The following is a 16,477-nucleotide window of genomic DNA, read 5'->3' on the forward strand; positions in this document are numbered from 1 at the left end:
CTAATAGCGGCTGGAATTCTGCTCATCACGCCCCCGATTATCATCGGAGGCCGGAGAATCATGGATGCTATCAACCATTCATTAAGCACTTTCCGCCATGATCAACTCTATCGGGCCGAAACAGGGTTCTGCATGGAGGGAAACTGCAGCAATGCGCAACACGGACACCACAGCGACCAGTGGCACAAACCTGTTTGCCCTTGGTCAGGACCGTCTGAACTGGCTTCAGGCGCGTCAGCAGGTTCTTGCAGGTAACATCGCCAATGCAGATACCCCTGATTACACACCCAAGGATGTCTCCCCTTTTGAAGCGGCATTAAGCCAGTTCGAGATCACGCCCACGGCGACGCAGCCTCAACATATCGGCTCATCAGCCTCCGTCACGCATGTGCAAGACGTTGAAACCGAGCAGTCTCTGGATGGCAACCAGGTTTCCCTCGATCAGCAGATGGAACAGGTGGCAGACGTGAGCGACCAGCAGCATCTCGCAGTCAATATCTACGGAAAATACATGAGCATGTTTCAGACAGTTCTCGGCAAATAAGGGGAGTTGACCCATGAACCTCTCCAACACCATCGGCATTTCTGCCAGCGGGATGGATGCTCAGGCCCAGCGCCTGCGGATTGTGGCCGAAAACCTTGCCAACCAAGACACGACAGGCTCCACACCCGGCGCGGATCCCTACCGACGAAAAACCATCACTTTCGCAGAACACGTGGACAACGATACTGATCGTTCCACAGTCGATGTGCAGGAAATCGGCCGGGACATGTCTGACTTCCAGACGAAGTATGACCCGTCTCATCCAGCGGCCAATGCACAGGGCTATGTGAAAATTTCCAACGTGGATTCAATGGTGGAGATGATGGACATGCGCGAAGCCGAACGCTCGTACGAAGCCAACCTCAACACCATGCAAAGCACCCGTACCATGCTGTCCCGCACACTGGACCTGTTGAAATAACTCATGATCACGTCCCTTTCCCAAGCGCATAGCGCATACGCCCAAAGCCTTCAGAGCCGCTTTCAGACAGGAGTGACGGACGACGTTCCTGATGGCACGGCTACCTCGAGCGATTTCGGCTCTGTCATGTCGCAGGCGGTCAGCAGCGTCATCAACACTGGCCATGATGCAGAAGCACAGTCTGCTGCCGGACTGCATGGCGGCGGGGACATGACTCAGATCGTCACAGCCGTATCCAACGCCCAGCTCGCGCTTCAAACATCCACGGTTCTTCGAGACCGAATGGTGCAGGCGTACCAGGACGTTATGAAAATGACGATCTGACCAATGCAGGCAATCGATCTGGGCGCGATTCTGGAGCAGACCTTCATTGTCGCCCTCAAACTGAGCGCTCCGGCTCTCCTCACTGCGCTGGCCGTTGGTCTGTTGGTGTCACTCTTTCAAGCCGTCACGCAGCTGAATGAGAGCACATTGTCCTTTGTCCCCAAAGTGATCGCCATCGGTGTTGTCATGATGATGGCAGGCTCCTTCATGACCGCAACCCTGCTGACGTTCACGCGACATCTGTTTGATCAGCTCATTCTCGTCGGAACAACGTGACATCGTTTCCTTTTCCAACGGATCTGTCCGGACAAGCTCTTACAGAATGGGCCTTGGCGTTTGTGCTGGTTCTTTGCCGAACGGGTGCAACGGTCATGGTGATGCCAGGACTGGGGGAACAGTCACTCCCTATGATGATCAGAGCAGGAATTGCCCTGACGCTTACCTTCCTGATCCTTCCCTTGGTCCTCCCTTTGCTGAACACTTCGCAGCTCGACACGCTCGGCCCGATAGCACTCGCAGGAATGATATCTGTGGAGCTTTTCGCTGGCCTTCTGATCGGATGGATTGCACGCCTGATTACGATGGCGCTCCCTATTGCTGGTCAGATGATCGCCATGTTCATCGGCATTTCCAGCGTACTCCAACCAGACCCCGACCTTGGCTCCAGTAGCTCAGCGCCCGCACGCTTCATGAATCTGCTCGCACCTCTGATCCTGTTGATCACCGGTGCCTACCTTTTGCCAATTCACGCAGTGATTGGCAGCTACAGCCTCATTCCGCCGGGAGGGGCGCTCACGAACCATGCTGCAGTTCCACACTGGCCCATTCTGGGAGACGCGGCGCGCAGTATTATTCAGATGACGGGTAAGGCATTTTCCCTTGGGCTAGAGCTTAGCGCTCCATTTCTGATCCTGTCGCTCGTCTGGGAAATGATGCTCGGGATCATGACGAGGCTGCTCCCGAATCTGCAGATTTATAATGCCGCGAACCCCTTACAAATGTTGGGGGGAATTGCGCTGCTGGGGTTAACACTCCAGGCCATGCTGGCAGTCTGGCAAGGACAGGCTTTTGATGTGCTCCGCGCACTGCCGGGGCTTTAGCGCATGGCAGACGCAGAAGACAGAACAGAAGCCCCTTCGCAACAAAGGCTCCAGAAAGCCCGAGACGACGGACAAATCGTTCTTTCTCGAGAAGCCATGAGCTTTACTGTCCTGCTCGGTGGCCTCCTGGGTATTTTCGCGCTTCTGCCGTTTTTGGTGCCCAACTTTGTGCACAGCATGAAAAATCTCATGGACAATGCCGGCACCATTTCGATGGTACAGGGCGGCCTTCTTTCCACAACACAACACACCATCACCGCAGGGCTTGCACTCGCCCTTTCCGTAGCAGGGCTCATCATGGCACTCACGCTAGGTGTGGGCTTCCTGCAAACCGGCTTTCTGATTCATCCCGGATCATTACTCCCCAAGATGTCCCGTGTTTCTCCTATGGGAGGTCTTAAGAGGATTTTGGGCGGCGGGACCTTGCCTGATACATGCAAAGCGCTCGTCAAACTGCTTATTTTCGTCGCCGTACTCTGGCACTTGGCGAAAGGCATTATCCCTGACGCCCGGAGTATGACAGGCCTCAACGCAAGCGCCATTCTGACGACTGTTATTCGTCTGGGGCTCAGTGGCGCCACAGGCATGATTTTGGCTCAACTTGTGATTGCTGGAGGCGACATCTTCTGGATGCGCTTTCGGCACACAGCCAAACTCAAAATGAGCCGGGAAGAGCTCAAGGAAGAATACCGAAACACTGAAGGTGATCCGCACGTTAAAGGAAAACTGAAAGCCATGCGCGCCAAGGTAGCCAGGCAGCGCATGATGGACGCCGTAAAAACCGCTACGGTCATTGTGACCAATCCAACGCACTATGCCGTCGCACTTGTTTATGAAAAGGGGGCATCAAGTGCCCCTAAGGTCGTTGCCAAAGGTGTTGACGAGGTAGCCGCGCGCATTCGCGAACTAGGACAGGACCATCGCGTACCCATCGTAGCGAATCCTCCTTTGGCCCGCGCTCTTTATCCCTTGCCTCTCGAAAGTGAAATTCCGGCAGAGCATTTCAAGGTCGTGGCCGCAGTCATCGCTTATGTATGGAAACTCAGAAGGCCAGCCGGCAACCATTCTCCGATCAGATAAAAAGAATCTTCTTTTTTCTAATGCTACCCCCTTGGCGAAGCCTCTTGTTCTCATGATATGATGACCAGAACATTTGTGAACACGACACCTCAGAACACGATGAAATTCTCTCCGGTGAGAGGTGCCCTCCTATGCGGAGGGCCTGGCAAGGTCTATCGTGTTCCTACCCACCAGCCATGAACGATTACGAGGATTGAATGGACAAGACCAAGGCGCTTGAAGGCGCTCTCAGCCAGATCGAGCGTGCGTTCGGCAAAGGGTCGATCATGCGGATGGGCCAGCGCCCGAAAGAGCAGGCTGACGTCATTTCAACCGGTTCCCTGGGGCTTGATATCGCTCTCGGAATTGGCGGCATGCCCCGCGGCCGCGTTGTCGAAATTTATGGTCCGGAAAGCTCCGGCAAAACCACGCTGGCACTGCATGTTCTGGCTGAAGCACAGAAAAAGGGCGGTACGGTTGCCTTTATCGATGCGGAACATGCGCTTGACCCTGGATATGCCAAGAAGCTCGGCGTTAACGTCGATGACCTTCTGCTGAGCCAACCGGATGCCGGTGAGCAGGCGCTGGAAATCGTCGATACGCTGGTTCGTTCCGGCGCAATTGATGTTCTGGTTGTGGACTCAGTGGCCGCGCTGGTTCCGCGAGCAGAACTCGAAGGCGATATGGGCGACAGCCACGTCGGCCTTCATGCCCGCCTCATGAGCCAGGCCCTGCGCAAGCTGACCGGAACCGTCTCACGATCGAACACACTGGTCATCTTCCTGAACCAGATCCGCATGAAAATCGGTGTGATGTTCGGCAACCCGGAGACCACAACCGGCGGTAACGCGCTGAAGTTCTATGCTTCCGTTCGTCTTGATATCCGGCGTATCGGCTCCATCAAGGACAAGGATGAAGTCGTTGGAAACCAGACGCGCGTCAAAGTGGTCAAGAACAAGATGGCCCCGCCGTTCCGTCAGGTCGAGTTCGACATCATGTACGGCGAAGGCATCAGCAAGGTCGGTGAACTTCTTGATCTGGGCGTGAAAGCGAACATCGTCGAGAAATCCGGCGCATGGTTCTCTTTCGATAGCCAGCGCATTGGTCAGGGACGTGAAAACGCCAAGCAGTTCCTGCGAGACCATCCTGAAATGGCGCAGGAAATCGAGCGTCGCGTACGTTCTGAAGCCGGGGTCGTGGCAGAAGCCATGATGACAGGCCCAGAGAGTGATGACGACGCATCAACTGAAGACTGACTTCAGCAAAAAGAGGCTCCGACAAGGGGCCTCTTTTTTTGTCCGTCGGAAGACAGCAAAGCCAATACCAGATTGAAGAAACGCTTTCTTGCCCTGTCTTCAGCCCAAAGCATTACAAGACATAGACCTGATAGCTATGGGCTTTTCGGCAGACTACAAACCTGAGACAGGGCACAAAAAAAGGATCAGGCGAACCTGATCCTTTTAGTTTTCCGAAGTCCCAAAAATTATTTCAGGCAGCAGACTTCGCAGGACATAGCTTGCTACGCAGGCATGTCCATGTCTTTGCTCCCTTGATAATCGCTCTCGCAATAGCCGGGGTGGTTGTCGGCCGAAGCAACCGCGGATCATAGCCCGCAAAGCGGCGGTCATTCTCATCAAGGCAGAGCTGCATCAGGTCAGGAACATTGACGTCCATATTCGTCATGTCCTTGGCCCCGGTGACCGTGAAATTATTGTCCTGCGTGTGCTCTTCACCGCTCTCGTCGATGCTGCGCGCCAAGCCCATGCGCTCATACGCCAGGAAGATCCAGACGCCGATAACACGCGCTTCAAACCATGGGCGCTTCCAGAACGGCATTGTTGCCCGATGCCAGGCCAGCCAGTTCGCAAACAGCAGAATGTGGCGGCATTCTTCCTGCATCACAGGCTCAAATGTCTCGATCAGTTCCGGCGGGAAAAGCCCCGCGCGCTCAGCCAAGGCAAACAGGCCAAAGGCGAAGAAACTGTCCACACATTCAGAGAAGCCCGTCACCAGGTAAGCCCATTCCGTGTCTTTCGGCTCCACATAGGGAGGCTCAGGCGCCATCGGAATTTTGTAGGCTTCAACCAGCTTGGTCAGAACTTCCTTATGGCGATTTTCTTCCCAGGCATTGCGGGACAGAGCGTCCTTCATGTCCGGGTCATCAATCATCGCCGCATAGGCGGCCATACGGAGGCGTGCCTTGCCTTCGGTCTGAACAGCAATATCCCAGATTGGCAGGGACGTAATGCGATGCAGCGTTTCCGGATCAAGTTCCGGCCAGTCAATGACCGAAGGCTTGTATGGATTGAATGTGTCGCGGAACATCTGCGCGACAGCCTTCTTGTGCTCTTCCGTTCCCGGCTTGAGAGGCCCCTTGATTGGGCTGCTCCAGTGGCGCGCTTCATAATCGACGCGCTCAAGCGTCTTCTCCGACGGTGCGTCGGGAAGGTGGGAATAGATTTCGGCCAGGCTTTTCATGATAGTCTTCGCGGCGTGCCCTGCGGCACGCCGTGCCCCTTGGAGCTTGTAGTTTTACTTCAGGTCGGTTGCGGAGTGGATGATACGGTGAACAAGCCCGTAGTCGATCGCTTCCTTCGCGGACATCCAGTAGTTGCGGTCCGTGTCCTTGGCGACCTTCTCGTAGGTCTGTCCCGTTTCCTTGGCGAAAATCCGGTTCAGACGCTCACGCATCTTGATGATCTCACGAGCTTCAATGTCGATATCCGTTGCCGGACCGCGCACACCGCCCATCGGCTGATGAAGCAGGAACCGCGTATTCGGCAGGCAAACGCGACGCTCCGGGCGGCCCGCTGCATAAATCAGCGCACCAGCGGAGGCGACCCAGCCAGTACCAATCATATTGATGGGCGCAATCGAATCCACGAAGCGGATCATGTCATGGATGGTGTCGCCACTCTCCACATGTCCACCCGGGGAATTCACATAGACGTCGATCGGCTTGTCGGACGAACCGGCCAGCGCCAGCAGGCGCCCCGTCACGTCACGGGCGATCTTGTCGTTGATCCCACCAAAGATCAGAACCTTGCGCTGGTCGAACAGGCGGCTTTCGAGTTCGCTGATCGGGCTGTTCAGCGTCTTGTTGTCGTCTTCCGGGGCCTCTGGGGCATCGGGCTCGTCGTCCAGACGGGTAAGGGTCATTCTGGTGATGTCCATGTCGTTTCCAGATCCATCGTGCGTCTTCATCCCCCTATCCTGCTCTTCGTTTGCCTTCATGCCAAGTCCGGGAAAGACGAAGTCTCGCCATCCCGATCACGAACGGCTAGTCTCCGCCCTGTTCAGAGATTTGGCGAAGGCAGGAACGGCACAGTGGGTTCAGGGAACATGACGCATCCCGGGAAAGCGGTAACGCGCAGAAATGCGGGAAAGATCCCGTTCATGCTGCTGCTGGCCACTCCCCTCTTTGCCGGCTGCCAGCATCAGGACCCTGTCGATACGACCGCCGGGTGGTGGCATAGCTTCGAAGGCGGAGAAATTGCCAAGCTGCGTCCGCCTCCGCCGGGCCAGAACGAGCCCTACCCGCATGTAGGCCGCACCCCCACGAAACTACCGGAGATGCCGTCCCCGGAAGCTCGCATCAACCTCACGATGCAGCTTGAGGCTCAGCGCAATCTTGCCCAGCGTGAAACCGCAGCACGCGGCACGTTGCCGGTAGCGCCACCACCACCTCCCCGGACAGCCCCTTCCGCCGTTAATCCAACGGGCACGGACTCAGACGAACAAAACAGCCTGACCATGACCTCTGCGGGGCAGCCCGCTCAGGATGCTGCCGCAACAGATACGGCGACGAGCGCGCCCGCACCGGCGAAAACTGTAAAGCCTGACCAGCAGAAGCAGCCAGAAGCAGAGCTTCCTCCCGTTATCGCCAAATCGATCCCGCCAACGCCTTCGGGAGAATATCCGCAGATTGGCGCATTACCGCCACCGCCGCCTCAGTTCCCTGGCTTTGACATTCCGATGGACGCCAATCTGAGCGGCCCACTTCGCCCGGATATTGACAGCTCCACGCCCGAAGGAACGCTAATCCGCTTTCAGCCTTCCACAGATCATGTAGTGGGCGACCCGTCTGGAGATTACCAGCGCCTGCTATCCCATCGCGGCAAACAGAAAGTAACGATTCTTGGCTTTGGGGCAGCCATGAGTGCGGATGCAGGGCTTTCCGCCGCAGATCAGGCGAGAGAAATCTCTCTGGGTCTCCTGCGTGCCCGGAACGTAGCTGATGCTCTTGTCAAAAGAGGTGTTCCAACATCTGACATCAGCATTCATGCGGAAGCCATTGGGGACGGTGTACGCGTACGGATTGGGGGCTGACCCCTTCCCTGCGCCATGCCCCCGTAAAGGACTGTTCCTCTTACGGAAAAACCTGTCTATCGTGCCTCCTCCCTTAATCTTCTCACCCTGAGCTGGTCATGACCGAAGAGTTCCACCGCATCCGCCGCCTGCCGCCCTACGTGTTCGCTGAAGTGAACAAGGCCAAGGCTGCCGCGCGAGCGGCCGGTGAGGACATCATTGATCTTGGCATGGGCAATCCGGACAGTGCTCCGCCGGCTCATGTCGTGCAGAAGCTGGTCGAAACCGTGGGTGATCCGCGCGCGCATGGCTATTCTGTGAGCCGCGGTATTCCCGGTCTGCGCCGCGCCATGGCGAACTATTATGAGCGCCGCTTCAACGTCTCCGTCGACCCGGAAACAGAAGTCATTGCAACGCTGGGGTCCAAGGAAGGTCTGGCCAATCTGGCCGCCGCCATCACCAGCCCCGGTGACACGATCCTTGTGCCGAACCCCTCCTACCCTATCCATCAGTTCGGGTTCATCATCGCAGGCGCGTCCGTCCGCTCCATTCCGGCCACACCGGATGAGGACATGCTGCGCGCACTGGACCGCGCCGTGCGTCACTCCGTTCCGAAGCCGACCGCGCTGATCGTCAACTTCCCGTCCAACCCGACGGCATTCGTCGCCAATCTCGATTTCTACAAGGAAATCGTGGCCTTCGCGCGCCGGGAAAACATCTGGATCCTGTCGGACCTCGCCTATAGCGAGATCTATTTCAATGCGGACGAACCGCCGCCATCTTTGCTCGCCGTACCAGGCGCGAAGGACGTGGCCGTGGAGTTCACTTCCATGTCCAAGACGTATTCCATGGCAGGCTGGCGCATGGGGTTTGCCGTTGGCAACCCGAAGCTGATTCAGGCCCTGACGCGTATCAAGTCCTATCTGGACTACGGCGCTTTCACGCCGATTCAGGTGGCCTCGGTTGCGGCTTTGAATGGCCCACAGGATTACGTGTCGGACATCCGCGCCATGTACAAAGATCGCCGGGACGTTCTGCTGCGTGGCCTGAGCGCTGCGGGATGGGACGTTCCTGCCCCCGCTGGATCCATGTTCGCATGGGCCCCTATTCCCCCCGCTTTCGCTGACATGGGGAGCGTGGAATTCTCCAAGCTCCTGCTGAAAGAAGCTGGCGTGGCCGTCGCACCCGGCCTGGGCTTTGGCGAATATGGCGAAGGGTTCGTCCGGATCGGACTTGTTGAAAATACTCAGCGGCTGCGTCAGGCGACGCGGGCCATCAAGAGCTTCATGAGCCGGCACGGTGCCGGCGCATCGACCGCTGACCTTCTTGGAGCTGCACAATCGTGAAACCACTGCGGATCGGACTGGCCGGACTTGGGACTGTCGGTGTCGGCGTCATTCGTCTCCTGCGGGAGAACGCTGAAACGATTACCGCCCGCGCTGGCCGCCCGATCGAAGTTGTGGCGGTGACAGCGCGCAGCAAAAGCAAGGATCGCGGCGTCGATCTGTCTGCCACCCGCTGGCATGACGACGCCGTATCCGTTGCTCAGGACCCGGAGATCGACGTTGTTGTCGAACTGATTGGCGGCTCTGAAGGCCCGGCGCGTGACATGGTAGAAACGGCACTCACGCGTGGTTTGCCTGTTGTGACCGCCAACAAGGCTCTGGTCGCCCTGCATGGTTCCGCACTGACACGTCTTTCAGCCGAAAATAATGCGCCTCTCCTGTTCGAAGCCGCTGTTGCTGGCGGCATCCCTGCCATCAAACTTGTGCGTGAAGGTTTGGCTGCAGATCGTCTCCACAGCGTGGGTGGCATCCTGAACGGCACCTGCAACTATATCCTCACGGAAATGCGCACGACTGGCCGGGATTTCGGAGATGTTCTGACCGAAGCTCAGGCCAAAGGCTATGCGGAGGCTGAGCCTTCCACGGATGTGGACGGATGGGACACGGCTCACAAGCTGGCCATCCTTGCCGGCATCGCGTTTCAGCCCATCGCATTCGACACTCTTCCTGTCCACGGTATCCGAGATGTGACAGCAGCGGATCTGACGTTCGCCAACGAACTGGGATACCGTATCAAACTGCTCGGCATGGCTCGTGCCAGCAAAGACAGCGGGATCGAGGCGTGGGTTCGCCCATGTCTGGTCCCCGCCAAGGCAGCCATCGCCGCCGTGGAAGGGGTATTCAATGCCGTCACCACACAAGGCCCGTTCAGTGGTCCTATCACCATTTCCGGCCGGGGAGCGGGCGAAGGCCCGACAGCCAGCGCCGTGGTGGCAGACCTGATCGATCTGGCCCGTGGTGCAGACCTTCCGGTCTGGGGCGTTCGAAACACACCAGCCCCCGTTGCCTGCACCAGCCTCGGGGAACTGAAGAGCGCCTTCTATATTCGTCTGGATGTGGAAGATCGCTCGGGTGTCATGGCTGATCTGACATCGGTTCTCCGGGACCATGATGTTTCCGTGCACTTTGTCTCGCAACATGATGCTGCAGCGGGACGTGCATATCTGGCCCTGGTGACTCATCAGGCCCCAGAAAAGGCTATTTCTGCAGCTATCACAGCACTTTCCGCGCTCCCTGTTGTTAAGGGAGCTCCCCTGGTGCTCAAGATCGAGGATTCTCTCCAGTGATCGATCCTACAAATGTTCTTCCCTACCGCGTAACTGACCGCAACCTGGCGCTGGAGCTTGTCCGCGTCACGGAAGCGGCCGCTATTGCCTCTGACCGCTGGACAGGCCGCGGCCTGAAGAACGACGCCGATGGTGCGGCTGTTCAGGCCATGCGCGCCGCCTTTGATACGGTCGCCATTGATGGCGTCGTCACCATTGGCGAAGGCGAGATGGACGAAGCACCGATGCTTTACATCGGTGAGAAGGTTGGCTCCGGCGGCCCAGCCATGGACATCGCGGTCGATCCGCTTGAGGGCACGAACCTGTGCGCCAAGAGCCTGCCGAATGCCATTACGGTGGTCGCCCTCGCCGAGCGCGGCAAGTTCCTGCACGCCCCGGACATCTACATGGAAAAGATTGTCGTCGGCCCAGACCTGCCGGACGATGTCGTCAATCTGGACTCTTCCATCGAAGAAAACCTGCGCAACCTTGCGAAGGCCAAGAACCGCGACGTGTCCGACCTCGTGCTCTGTACGCTGGACCGTGAACGCCACGAAGAACTGATTGCCCGTGCCCGTCAGGCTGGTGCCCGCGTTCAGCTTCTCAGCGATGGTGACGTTGCTGCGGCGATCGCAACCTGCATCGATGGCGGCGGCGTAGATCTTTATGCAGGTTCCGGCGGTGCTCCCGAGGGTGTTCTGGCAGCAGCTGCAATCCGATGCATGAATGGTCAGATGCAGGGCCGCCTTCTGTTTGAAGACGATGCACAGCGTGAACGCGCCCGCGAAATGGCTGACGGAAAAGACCCAACCCGCCTTCTTGGTCTGCACGACATGGCCGCCGGTCACGTTTTGTTTAGCGCTACAGGCGTCACCACCGGCTCTCTGCTGAGGGGTGTGGAACGGATCAGCCCAACCCGCGCCAAGACGCATTCGATCGTTATGCGTTCAAAATCTGGCACAGTTCGCTATATTGAGAGCCATCACGACTTCAGCCTGAAGACAAATCGACCATCCTGAATGGAGTAGCATGTTAGAAGACGATACGGGCCTGGTACTCGGCGTATCCCGCAGCGCAGGCAACCGTCGGTGGATCTGGCGCGATCCACGTCTGGCAGAGGCGGATAACCGACTTGCCCTTGGAATGGCTCAAAGAGCAGCCATTCCGGAACTTCTGGCCCGTATCCTGACTGCCCGTGGTGTCACAGCCACGGAAGCAGCCTCCTTTCTGGACCCACGTCTGCGGGATCTCATGCCCGACCCTTCCTGCCTGCAGGATATGGACAAAGCTGCGGACAGACTTGCTCAAGCCGTCCGCAAGCATGAACATATCGGCCTCTTTGGCGACTACGATGTGGATGGAGCCTGCGGCACAGCGCTCATCTGTGACACCCTCCGGGAACTTGGCTGTACCGTCAGCACACACATCCCAGACCGCATGACCGAGGGCTACGGCCCCAACACACCAGCACTCAAAAAACTGATTTCCGAAGGCGCAACCCTGCTCGTCTGCATCGATTGCGGCACTGCTGCGATCGACATTCTGAACGGCTTTCACGGCCAAACGGACGTCATTGTCCTTGATCATCACAAGCCGGATGGCTCGATCCTGCCCAATGGCATTGTCGTTAACCCGAACCGCCTCGACTGCACCTCTGGTCTTGGCGCAATCTGCGCAACGGCCGTCGCTTTCCTGACCATGGTCGCCACCATACGTCTTCTTCGGCGAGACGGCTGGTTTACGGATGGACGCGTTGCCCCTGACCTTCTTAAGCGTCTGGATCTCGCGGCTCTTGCCACGATCTGTGACGTCATGCCTCTCACCGGGCTGAACCGTGCACTTGTCATGCAGGGTTTGCGCGTCATGGCGCGGGGAGAGCGCTTGGGACTAGCCACACTGTCTTCTGTGGCAGGCGTGAAGGAAGAAGCCAGTGCGATGGCTTGTGGCTTCGCTCTGGGTCCACGCATTAACGCGGGAGGCCGTATTGCCAAGGCCAATCTTGGTTTGCGACTTCTGCTCTCCGAAGACGTCGTGGAAGCTCGCGCTCTTGCGGATGAGCTGGATAACGTGAACCGGCAACGTCAGAGCGTCGAAGCCGGCATTCTTGCTCAGGCGATGGAGCAGGCTGAACAGCAGATTGAAGCCAATCATGCGGTGATCTTTCTGCATGGTGAAACCTGGCACCCAGGTGTTGTGGGCATTGTTGCGGGGCGACTGAAAGAACGTTTCAATCGTCCGGCTTTGGTGGGCGCTCTCGCGGACGGAATTATCAAAGGATCTGCCCGCTCTGTTCCTGGACTGGATATCGGTGCTGCAATCATCGCTGCCAGACAGTCCGGGCTTCTTCTGACGGGTGGTGGTCATGCCATGGCTGCCGGCTTCTCGCTGGAAGCCGGTAATGCTGCCACATTCCATGAACTACTGGACAACACGCTTTCCGAAGCCCGCGCTCTTCCGGTTCAGGACGCATTACGGATCGATGGCCTCACCACACTCAGAGGAGCCTCGCTTGAAGTCGCTGCTCAGCTTGCGCGGTTGGCTCCTTTCGGACCCGGCAATGAAGAGCCCGTTCTGGCAATCAGCAATGTGCGATGCGTCAAGACTGATCGCATTGGCAAGGACGGAAACACCCTGCGCGTGATGTTCCAGGGGGAAGACGGCGGGACACGCCTTAAGGCACTTGTCTTCCGTGCGGGAGACAAACCATTTGTCCCGTTGCTGGAAGATCGGACGATGCCGCTGTTGCATCTGGCAGGGCATTTGAGGGTGGAAACCTGGCAGGAACGACAAAATCTAACTTTTTTCATTTCTGACGTTTCAAGTGCTTGACGGCACAAATGAACCCCCTTATACACCCGCTCACGCCTCCAGTCCCGTTCGTCTAGAGGCCTAGGACACTGCCCTTTCACGGCGGCAACACGGGTTCGAATCCCGTACGGGACACCAAGCTTTTCAAAAGCTTACAGGCACATTTCTCAAAATGAAATGACGCAGATATCCAGCTTTGATCGTACTCTGTACGGTCTCAGAGCTGGAATTTTCTGTTTGTGCCCAGCGTTTTGAATGAAGCTGAATGTTCAGACATTCCAATCTTATACATCCCCCAAATTTTGCTCCGGCTCTGGATTTTCCATGAGTCTGAAACCTTTTTTAACTCTTGAGATCACGATTCCGTGTCATAGATCAGACATCTTTTGACATGGAGAACGTAGTTGTCCCGTTTCCCTCTGCGCATGGCCTGCAGCACTGTTTTTTCTATCCGCGGGCTCCTGATGATGAGCACAGCGTTCGGTCTGCTCGCAGTACATTCACAGGCACACGCAGATGACGATGTGATGTCTCGCATGCAAAAGGAAATGCACCGCCTTCAGGAAGCGCAGGCACATGTTCAGCAGGAGCAGGAAGAGATCAATCGCGATCTTGTCATGCTGCGCTCAGAGATGGCCAAGCATCATCACACGGCTCAGCCCGCAGACAAGACAACGACGAACACGACAATGGTCGCTCGCGGCACGCCTTCGAGGTCTGCCATTCATGGAGTTGCACCTCACGCGCCACAACTCCATTCGTCCCAGCACCCAACAGAACTTGCTTCAGAAGCAACATTCGCATCCAACGCCAACTCGCCTGAAGGACACGCTTCCCGCGCTCTACCCTCATCAGACTCAAGAGACCGTGTTGCACGAGATCGTCGCGACCACGGGGTGACTGAGTCTGGCGCCGGATCTGAGCTGGCCGTGGTCGGGAAACGGACAGAAGATGTCATGGTGCGCTTCGCTGAAAATGGTGTCGGCCCACATCCGCGTGAAACGATCGGCGCTCAGGCCGCTGGTGCCGTTGGCGATCATGGCGTGTTTCACCTTGGCCCTGTCACACTCATGCTGGGTGGCTTTGTGGACATGGCGGCCGTTCTTGAGAACCGCCATGTCGCGTCTGGCACATTCAATTATTGGCAGGACATGCCGTATCCGAATGAACCGCGGTATCACACCAACAATTTTGAAGGGAGCGCCCGCTATAGCCGCCTCTCTCTCCTGGCACGCGGCAACATTAATTCCGAAGCGACCATTTCAGGCTTCTTTGAATCCGATTTTGGCGCCGGTGCAGTGACGACGGATCCATATGAAAGCAACAGCTATGCGTTCCGGATGCGTCAGGCCTATCTGGCCTATGATGATAACAAAGCTGGCTGGCATTTCCTCGGCGGTCAGGCCTGGAGCCTTCTGACACCCGGCCGTATTGGTATCGTGGCCCGTCAGGAGAGCCTTCCGGAAACCATTGAAGCCTCCATGCTGGCGGGTCAGACATGGGCTCGCCAGTGGCAGGTGCGCGTCGTGAAGGATTTCATGGACCACCGCCTCTGGGCAGGTTTTTCCATCGAAAATCCTGCAACCCTGTATGACACCACCGGCTTCGCGAACACCAACGGCACGGTGTCCCTTCCAAACGGCAACACGGCCACGATTGGCGAAAACGGCGTTGGCCTGACGAATGACACGGCAAACTTCTCAAACGAAATCGCGCCAGACCTGATTGGCAAACTGGCTTACGATCCCAGTTGGGGCCATTACGAAGTCGAAGGCATCCTGCATTTCCCGCATGATCGCGTGACCATCAATCATACAGGCCACAACAACACCGCCATTGCGGGTGGCGCAGGGGGATCGCTGATCCTGCCAATCATTTCAGGCAAGCTGGAATTCCGCGCAGCCGGTCTCGCGGGATGGGGCATCAACCGCTACGGCTCCGTATTGCTTCCGGACGCGACACTGAATGCCAAGGGCGACCCGGAGCCCCTCTTCGGTCTTCAGGCACAGGCAGGCCTGATTGCACATCCCAACCCGCATATTGATGTGTATGGATATTTTGGCACACAGCGCGTGGGACATGCCTATTTCAACAGTGAAGGGTCGTCTTACGGCTACGGCAACCCGCTTTACTCAAATGCGGGCTGCCTCCAGGAGCTTTCGTCCCTCACCTGCTCCGCCAATACACGCGGCGTTTCAGAGGCGACGATCGGTGCCTGGTGGCGGTTCTTCAAAGGTCGCTTTGGCACTGTTGAAGGCGGCACTCAGCTCGCTTATGCACGGCGGGACATCTGGAAAGGCATTGGCGGCGATCCGCATACCAGTATGAGCCAGATCTTCTTCGACTTCCGCTATCTGCCCTTCCAGTAAAAGGCGCCTGCCCAAAAAGCCGCATGTTCAACACACGCGGCTTTTTCCATTTTCAGCCCTTCGTCCAGTAACCAGACGCCTTGATCCACTGCGGCGAAATTCCACGCTCGTTTTCCAGAACACTCCGGATAGCCCGGGCAACGGATGCTTCCGCAGCCACCCAGATAAATGTCTGCGGCACGATCTGAATGGTCTTCAGGGCGCGCAGGAACGGCTCGGCCTGATGCGCCTGTTCCGCTGGACGATAAACCCAGACAGGCGTGTGAGATGCCTGAGTTTCGAATTGTTGTTCTTCTGCCGCGTCCGTCACTGCGGCCAGTGTGGTGACAGGCGTTCCAGCATCCAGTTCCTCAACACGTCTGCCAATAGCCGGAAGTGCGGTTTCATCCCCGATCAGAAGCCAGTGGCGAATATCACCCGTAATGACGCGCGATCCTTTGGGACCACCAATGGCCAGATGATCACCGGGCTTGGCACTACGAGCCCAGTCCGCCGCCGGTCCGCCATCATGGTCCACAAAATCCAGCACCAGCGTACCGGCAGCGCGGTCAAATACGCGCGGCGTGTAATCCCGACGGGCCATTTCGCCGTCATTCTGCGGGACAAATATCTTGATGTGATCATCCGGTGACAGGCTGGGAAAATCTCGAAGGCTCTCATCCTGAAGCGTGATGCGGATCATGCGTGGCGTCACACGCCCGACGTCCACAACAGTCAAGTCACGGCGTTTCAGCTCATGCATGACACGACGGATTTCCGGGGGAGCAATGGCTGTGGTGTCAGTAACGGTCATCTTCTCATCCTTGAATTACCCCTGAGTAACGGGTCTGAGGACTGCATGACGACAGACGCACAGGCCCGGCACAGCGCAGGGGGCTGTTCGGTTCTGTGCGTTGATTGACGTTAACGCTTACGGAAACTGGAGACGTCCAG

The 16,477-nt window shown here is 57.3% G+C and carries 16 protein-coding genes and 1 tRNA gene; 14 read left to right on the forward strand and 3 right to left on the reverse strand.

All coding sequences use genetic code 11. From position 1 onward, the window contains the following. The first annotated feature begins 151 nt into the window (after positions 1-151). The 7 genes from flgB to recA all read left to right on the forward strand — a co-directional run bounded on the left by flgB (position 152) and on the right by recA (position 4,704). The gene (flgB, locus tag GCE01_RS03085) at positions 152-544 is read left to right on the forward strand and encodes a flagellar basal body rod protein FlgB (protein WP_046900068.1); all 393 of its coding nucleotides are present in this window, start codon (positions 152-154) and stop codon (positions 542-544) included. A 13-nt stretch (positions 545-557) separates the two neighbouring features. Next, positions 558-965, forward strand: a complete 408-nt coding sequence (gene flgC, locus GCE01_RS03090; protein WP_046900069.1) for a flagellar basal body rod protein FlgC — start codon at positions 558-560, stop codon at positions 963-965. Between the two features lie 3 nt (positions 966-968). After that, complete coding sequence (locus tag GCE01_RS03095) at positions 969-1,289, forward strand: flagellar hook-basal body complex protein FliE (protein ID WP_099210833.1); 321 nt, start codon at positions 969-971, stop codon at positions 1,287-1,289. Between the two features lie 3 nt (positions 1,290-1,292). Continuing rightward, positions 1,293-1,565 (forward strand): flagellar biosynthetic protein FliQ, encoded by a 273-nt coding sequence (locus tag GCE01_RS03100; RefSeq protein ID WP_046900071.1) that lies wholly within the window; start codon positions 1,293-1,295, stop codon positions 1,563-1,565. Further along, positions 1,562-2,389: a flagellar biosynthetic protein FliR gene (locus GCE01_RS03105; protein WP_099210835.1), complete on the forward strand. Its 828-nt coding sequence runs from the start codon at positions 1,562-1,564 to the stop codon at positions 2,387-2,389. Before GCE01_RS03100 ends, GCE01_RS03105 begins: the two co-directional genes overlap by 4 nt. A 3-nt stretch (positions 2,390-2,392) precedes the next feature. Continuing rightward, entirely contained in the window at positions 2,393-3,469 is a 1,077-nt protein-coding gene (locus GCE01_RS03110; protein WP_099210837.1) for an EscU/YscU/HrcU family type III secretion system export apparatus switch protein, read from the forward strand. Positions 3,470-3,666: 197 nt separating this feature from the next. Continuing rightward, positions 3,667-4,704: a recombinase RecA gene (gene recA, locus GCE01_RS03115; protein ID WP_046900074.1), complete on the forward strand. Its 1,038-nt coding sequence runs from the start codon at positions 3,667-3,669 to the stop codon at positions 4,702-4,704. Between the two features lie 232 nt (positions 4,705-4,936). On the opposite strand, the gene GCE01_RS03120 is transcribed toward recA, so the two are convergent. Both GCE01_RS03120 and GCE01_RS03125 read right to left on the reverse strand, forming a co-directional pair. Then, entirely contained in the window at positions 4,937-5,926 is a 990-nt protein-coding gene (locus GCE01_RS03120; protein WP_046900075.1) for a ferritin family protein, read from the reverse strand. A gap of 54 nt (positions 5,927-5,980) precedes the next feature. Continuing rightward, on the reverse strand, positions 5,981-6,622 hold the full coding sequence (locus tag GCE01_RS03125; protein WP_046900896.1) for an ATP-dependent Clp protease proteolytic subunit: 642 nt from the start codon (positions 6,620-6,622) through the stop codon (positions 5,981-5,983). Positions 6,623-6,640: 18 nt separating this feature from the next. Here GCE01_RS03125 and GCE01_RS03130 point away from each other — a divergent pair, with 18 nt between their 5' ends. The 7 genes from GCE01_RS03130 (at position 6,641) to GCE01_RS03160 (ending at position 15,544) form a co-directional block, all read left to right on the forward strand. After that, complete coding sequence (locus GCE01_RS03130; RefSeq protein ID WP_244591060.1) at positions 6,641-7,777, forward strand: hypothetical protein; 1,137 nt, start codon at positions 6,641-6,643, stop codon at positions 7,775-7,777. A gap of 98 nt (positions 7,778-7,875) precedes the next feature. Further along, positions 7,876-9,102, forward strand: a complete 1,227-nt coding sequence (locus tag GCE01_RS03135; protein WP_063904432.1) for an LL-diaminopimelate aminotransferase — start codon at positions 7,876-7,878, stop codon at positions 9,100-9,102. Further along, positions 9,099-10,388 (forward strand): homoserine dehydrogenase, encoded by a 1,290-nt coding sequence (locus tag GCE01_RS03140; RefSeq protein ID WP_099210843.1) that lies wholly within the window; start codon positions 9,099-9,101, stop codon positions 10,386-10,388. The genes GCE01_RS03135 and GCE01_RS03140 overlap by 4 nt, the downstream gene beginning before the upstream one ends. Next, complete coding sequence (gene glpX / locus GCE01_RS03145) at positions 10,385-11,386, forward strand: class II fructose-bisphosphatase (RefSeq protein ID WP_099210845.1); 1,002 nt, start codon at positions 10,385-10,387, stop codon at positions 11,384-11,386. The genes GCE01_RS03140 and glpX overlap by 4 nt, the downstream gene beginning before the upstream one ends. Positions 11,387-11,396: 10 nt before the next feature. After that, positions 11,397-13,196 (forward strand): single-stranded-DNA-specific exonuclease RecJ, encoded by a 1,800-nt coding sequence (recJ, locus tag GCE01_RS03150; protein ID WP_099210847.1) that lies wholly within the window; start codon positions 11,397-11,399, stop codon positions 13,194-13,196. Between the two features lie 41 nt (positions 13,197-13,237). After that, a tRNA-Glu gene (locus GCE01_RS03155) sits at positions 13,238-13,313 on the forward strand. A gap of 266 nt (positions 13,314-13,579) precedes the next feature. Next, on the forward strand, positions 13,580-15,544 hold the full coding sequence (locus GCE01_RS03160) for a hypothetical protein (RefSeq protein WP_373321862.1): 1,965 nt from the start codon (positions 13,580-13,582) through the stop codon (positions 15,542-15,544). 52 nt (positions 15,545-15,596) lie between these two features. Here the strand turns inward: GCE01_RS03160 and GCE01_RS03165 are convergent, their stop codons facing one another. After that, positions 15,597-16,337: a siderophore-interacting protein gene (locus GCE01_RS03165; protein ID WP_099210851.1), complete on the reverse strand. Its 741-nt coding sequence runs from the start codon at positions 16,335-16,337 to the stop codon at positions 15,597-15,599. Positions 16,338-16,477: the final 140 nt, after the last annotated feature.

The sequence above is a fragment of the Gluconobacter cerinus genome (assembly GCF_002723935.1).
Taxonomy (GTDB): Bacteria; Pseudomonadota; Alphaproteobacteria; order Acetobacterales; family Acetobacteraceae; genus Gluconobacter; species Gluconobacter cerinus.

Excerpts from the sequence above, each read along its gene's own strand:
- GCE01_RS03135 (WP_063904432.1), top strand. The coding sequence starts at position 7,876 with ATGACCGAAGAGTTCCACCGCATCCGCCGCCTGCCGCCCTACGTGTTC.
- recA (WP_046900074.1), top strand. The coding sequence starts at position 3,667 with ATGGACAAGACCAAGGCGCTTGAAGGCGCTCTCAGCCAGATCGAGCGT.
- GCE01_RS03165 (WP_099210851.1), bottom strand. The coding sequence starts at position 16,337 with ATGACCGTTACTGACACCACAGCCATTGCTCCCCCGGAAATCCGTCGT.
- flgC (WP_046900069.1), top strand. The coding sequence starts at position 558 with ATGAACCTCTCCAACACCATCGGCATTTCTGCCAGCGGGATGGATGCT.
- GCE01_RS03110 (WP_099210837.1), top strand. The coding sequence starts at position 2,393 with ATGGCAGACGCAGAAGACAGAACAGAAGCCCCTTCGCAACAAAGGCTC.
- GCE01_RS03125 (WP_046900896.1), bottom strand. The coding sequence starts at position 6,622 with ATGGACATCACCAGAATGACCCTTACCCGTCTGGACGACGAGCCCGAT.
- GCE01_RS03120 (WP_046900075.1), bottom strand. The coding sequence starts at position 5,926 with ATGAAAAGCCTGGCCGAAATCTATTCCCACCTTCCCGACGCACCGTCG.
- GCE01_RS03100 (WP_046900071.1), top strand. The coding sequence starts at position 1,293 with ATGCAGGCAATCGATCTGGGCGCGATTCTGGAGCAGACCTTCATTGTC.
- flgB (WP_046900068.1), top strand. The coding sequence starts at position 152 with ATGCGCAACACGGACACCACAGCGACCAGTGGCACAAACCTGTTTGCC.
- GCE01_RS03095 (WP_099210833.1), top strand. The coding sequence starts at position 969 with ATGATCACGTCCCTTTCCCAAGCGCATAGCGCATACGCCCAAAGCCTT.
- recJ (WP_099210847.1), top strand. The coding sequence starts at position 11,397 with ATGTTAGAAGACGATACGGGCCTGGTACTCGGCGTATCCCGCAGCGCA.